Origin of the sequence: Saccharomonospora iraqiensis subsp. iraqiensis (assembly GCF_000430445.1) — a bacterium.
In the GTDB taxonomy this organism is placed as follows: Bacteria; Actinomycetota; Actinomycetes; order Mycobacteriales; family Pseudonocardiaceae; genus Saccharomonospora; species Saccharomonospora iraqiensis.
Map to the genome: position 1 here is coordinate 85,589 of NZ_KE387070.1, position 3,470 is coordinate 89,058.

Here is a 3,470-nt window from a genome sequence, read left to right on the forward strand (position 1 = left end):
AGCACGGCCGCCCGTTCGGACGCGCCGAGCCGCCGCACCCCGCTGGTGGCGACCACGGTGCCGCGCCGCCCGCCCACGCTGTAGGCGACGGGGGCGGCCTCGTCCAGCCAGAACACCGATTCCTCGCACCGGCACACCGAACCGAGCACGCTCAGGTGCTCGCGCCGCCACCGCCGGTACCGGGCGGTCTTACGCACCGCCACCGACGCCACCCACGCGAGCAGCCCGAACACCGCGGCCGCGGGGCCGAGCCGGGCGACGTCGTCCCAGGGCATCCGGCCGTCACGCAGGGCGTTGACGCAACTGTTCGCCACCCCCAGCAGGCCGTCGACCCCGGAGGGGTGCGGCAGCACCAGCAACGTCGCCGCCGCCGAGGCCGTCCCCAGCATCGCCGTGACCGCGCTCACCCAGCCCGCCAACGCGAGACCGGGCCGCACCTCCGGCGTCACCACCCGGCGCAGCAGGACGGGCCCGAGGACACCGAGGAACACGGCCGCCACCAGCAGCCCGAGCGCGACGGTCACGACGGATCCCTCCTGCCCAGCGCACGACGGAGGATGTCGGACTCCTCCGGGCTCGCCGACCGCGCGAAGTGCAGCAACACCTGCTCGGTGTCCCCGCTGGACTGCAGAACCTCCCGCAGCAGCCGCGCGCCGACCTCCTCCCGGGACTCCACGGCGGTGTACTCGTAGGCACGACCCGCGCGGTGGCGCCGGACGTAGCCCTTGCCGTGCAGGTTGTCCAGCACGGTCATCACCGTCGTGTAGGCCAGCGGCCGGTCACTGTCGAGCCGGTCGAGCACCGCGCGCACCCGCAGCGGCGCGTCCGCCGACCACAACACGTCCATCACCCGAGCCTCCAGCTCCCCGAGCCCACGCATGCAGCCCCCTTTCCACCACCGGCGATGATAACGGCCGCCCCCCGCCGTGGGGTGTTGCCGTGAAGGGCACTTTCCCTGCGTGTGGTGCCGTGAGGGGCACATTCACTGCGCCGGATGCAGGGAATGTGCCCCTCACGACACAACCCGCCCCCGCCGCACCTGGGTGTGCGGTCAGCGGCGGTGGTGGGCGAGGTAGCCGGGGGTGGCGCCCGCGGTGCGGTCGGTGGGTTCCGCGTTCTCGGAGCGCGGGGCCGGGGTGATCAGCACGCCGGCGTCGGACGCCGCGACCGGCGCGGAGCCCTCGCCGCGGTCGATCGTCAGCCCCGTGCGCAGGTCGACCGCCACGGGCGTGCCGGAGCGCGTGCCGTACCCCACGCCGCTCTCGGCGAGGGTGACGTCGAGCAACCCGTCGGCGCCGTCGTCGGTCCACCGGGACTCCGCGGTGCGCAGGTCGAACGCGCGCGTGACGCGGTAGCCGTCCAGGCCGCTGACGACCAGCGTGCCGCTGTCCGGGTCGACCACCGACCGGAACTCGGTCTCGTCCCCGAGCGCGGCGAGCAGTTCGCCGGTGCGCAGGTCGTGCAGGCTGGTGCGCTCACCCCCGTCGCCGGACCAGCGCAGCGCCACCACGCCTTCGTCCGAACCCTGGGTGCCCTCCAACAGCTCCACCCGGTCGGTCCCGGACCACCCGGACGGCAACTCCAGCTCCGACGACCGCCACAGGGTGTCCCCGCTGCCGGTGTCCAGCGCGGTGAGCTTCCCGTCGTGGCCGAACAGACCCGCGCCGTGGTGTTCGTAGAGCGCGACCGCCCCGTCCACCGGCGGCTCGACGGGTTTCCCCGTGTCGGCGGCCAGCATCACCCGCTTCCCCGACTCCCCGCCGACGACCGAGTTCGCCACCCGGCCGAAGATCAGCCCCGGCCCCTGCAACGGGCCGGGCACGGACGTCGGACCCCACAACCGGCTCCCGTCGGCGGTGTCGTACACGTTCGCGCTGGTCTTCGTCGCGATCTCGCCGTCGCGGTTGTCCGCGTCACTGGCCAGCACCACCGCACCGGGCCGGTCACCGACCTCGGTCACGCCGTACCCGACGCACGAGGGGTTGGTCCACACCGTCCACCGGGTCTCCCCGGACGGCGCCACCCCGACGATCCCCAACTCCGACTCGTCGTCGGCGGGGAACCGGATCCCCACCAGGTTGTCGCCCGCCGGGTAGGGGACGTCGTCGAACGGCGCCTTCCAGGCCGCCTCCGGCTGCGCCAGCACCGGCGCCTCGCCTCCCCCGGGAGGTGGCAGCGGCGCCGAGGTGGACGTGTCCAGCCGCGGCTCCGGCAACGCGGGCCCGGAATCACCGGCCCCGGATGCCGTGGTGTCCTCCACCGGCGCACCACAGGCGCCCACGAGAAGCCCGACCCCCAGCACGAGTGCCGGGAGCCGACCGGATGCAGCGTGTCGCATGAAACCTCCGAGCCTTACTACTAGCCGCGATAGTAGACGACTCGTGGATCACCCGGCGACCACCTACGGACAGGGCCCCGGGAACCCCCGCATACGCGGGGAGACAACGGCCTGCCGTTCGGCACGCCAAGCGATCAGCACCCCCGCATGCGCGGGCAACACCGAGGCGGCCCGGTGGGTGGTGCACTGCCAGTCGGAACACCCCCGCACGCGCGGGGAATACACTCGATGAACAGCAACGATGCAGGTCGGGACTGCGCTTTCTCTTTACTTCGCCACGCACCCTATCCGTCGCCCCGCTCCCCTGGACGATCTCCACCCGGCGTGTCGCCCCCGACCCGTAGCCTGGCGGGGCGTTCTGACGGGAGGTGGGTATGGAGCGGGTGCCGCCCGAGTTGTTCCGGTTCAGTGTGGGGGAGCACGCCGACGTCTACACCGCGGTGTTGCACGCCTTCTCCGAGGCGAACGAAGAGTTGGAGACCTCGCTCGGGCTCGACCAGGTGCGCGCGCGGCTGCGCGAGGCCGGGTGGTTCGACGCGCTGTCCGACGACGACCTCGCCCGCGCGCTCGGCAGTCTGCGGGACTGGGGGCTGGTGGACGTCACCCAGGATCACGGCGGGAACTACCGCACGGCCGAGGAGTTCGAGCGGCGCAACCTGCAGTACTCGCTGACCCGGCGCGGCGAGGCCGCGTTCGCGGGGGTGCGGCAGGCGTTGTCCGTGCTCGCCTCCAGCGGGGCGTTGCAGACGGCGGTGCTGGACGCGATCGCCGACCGGCTCGCCCAGCTGCACCGGCTGCTCGCCGACCCGGCCTCGGCCGACCGGACGGTGTTCACCACGCTGTCCGAACTGGAGCACCACCTGGAGGCGCTGCGCACGAACACCACGCAGTTCAACGGTGAGCTGCAACGTCTGCTGCGCGACGACGGGGCCGATCTGACCACCTTCCACGAGGTGAAGAACGCGACCGTGGCCTACCTGCAGGAGTTTGTGACGAACCTGGACACCCGCGCGCACGCCATCGCGGGCGGCATCACCCGCGTCGAGGAGCACGGTGTCTCCGTGCTGCACGAGCGGGCGCTGGCCGGGGCGGACCTGGCGCCGACGCCGGGCGGTGACCCGGCGCCCGCGTG

At 73.1% G+C, this 3,470-nt stretch carries 3 protein-coding genes and 1 pseudogene; 1 reads left to right on the forward strand and 3 read right to left on the reverse strand.

Features of this window, described 5'->3' with window-relative positions:
* The 3 genes and pseudogenes from ACTIR_RS26400 to ACTIR_RS0107815 all read right to left on the reverse strand — a co-directional run.
* Nucleotides 1-524: pseudogene (locus tag ACTIR_RS26400) on the reverse strand (M56 family metallopeptidase); the annotation flags it as partial.
* A complete protein-coding gene (locus ACTIR_RS0107810) occupies nucleotides 521-880 on the reverse strand; it encodes a BlaI/MecI/CopY family transcriptional regulator (RefSeq protein ID WP_026453849.1) in 360 nt (119 codons plus the stop codon). The pseudogene ACTIR_RS26400 and the gene ACTIR_RS0107810, both read right to left, overlap by 4 nt.
* A 171-nt stretch (nucleotides 881-1,051) precedes the next feature.
* On the reverse strand, nucleotides 1,052-2,338 hold the full coding sequence (locus ACTIR_RS0107815; RefSeq protein ID WP_026453850.1) for a PQQ-binding-like beta-propeller repeat protein: 1,287 nt from the start codon (nucleotides 2,336-2,338) through the stop codon (nucleotides 1,052-1,054).
* A 374-nt stretch (nucleotides 2,339-2,712) separates the two neighbouring features.
* Here ACTIR_RS0107815 and ACTIR_RS0107820 point away from each other — a divergent pair.
* Nucleotides 2,713-3,470, forward strand: a 758-nt coding sequence (locus ACTIR_RS0107820; protein ID WP_034238884.1) for a TIGR02677 family protein, incomplete at its 3' end; no start/stop codon positions are given.

Excerpts from the sequence above, each read along its gene's own strand:
- ACTIR_RS0107810 (WP_026453849.1), bottom strand. The coding sequence starts at position 880 with ATGCGTGGGCTCGGGGAGCTGGAGGCTCGGGTGATGGACGTGTTGTGG.
- ACTIR_RS0107815 (WP_026453850.1), bottom strand. The coding sequence starts at position 2,338 with ATGCGACACGCTGCATCCGGTCGGCTCCCGGCACTCGTGCTGGGGGTC.